This window comes from Bacillus sp. SIMBA_005, assembly GCF_046535585.1.
GTDB classification, from domain to species: domain Bacteria; phylum Bacillota; class Bacilli; order Bacillales; family Bacillaceae; genus Bacillus; species Bacillus pumilus.
In genome coordinates, this window is record NZ_JAWRWI010000090.1 from 1 (window position 1) to 376 (window position 376).

A 376-nucleotide genomic window follows, 5' to 3' on the forward strand; every position below is an offset into this window, starting at 1 on the left:
TCAAACACAGCGGTGGAATTTTTATCGACTGTTCCATCCATGACTATGATATTGCCCGTTATTTGCTAGGGGCGGAAATCACTTCTGTTTCAGGACACGGCAGGATTCTGAACAATCCGTTTATGGAGCAGTACGGTGATGTGGATCAGGCGCTGACGTATATTGAATTTGACTCCGGCGCAGCGGGGGACGTCGAGGCAAGCAGAACCTCTCCATATGGACATGACATTCGGGCGGAGGTGATCGGGACAGAGGGCAGTATTTTCATAGGAACATTGAGACATCAACATGTGACCATCCTATCGGCTAAAGGGAGCAGTTTTGATATCATTCCAGACTTTCAAACTCGTTTTCATGAAGCCTACTGCTTGGAGCT

Annotated in this window: 1 pseudogene; it reads left to right on the forward strand. The window is 47.9% G+C overall.

Annotated features, from left to right (window positions below):
* A pseudogene (iolX, locus tag SB660_RS19240) lies at window positions 1-376 on the forward strand (scyllo-inositol 2-dehydrogenase); the annotation flags it as partial.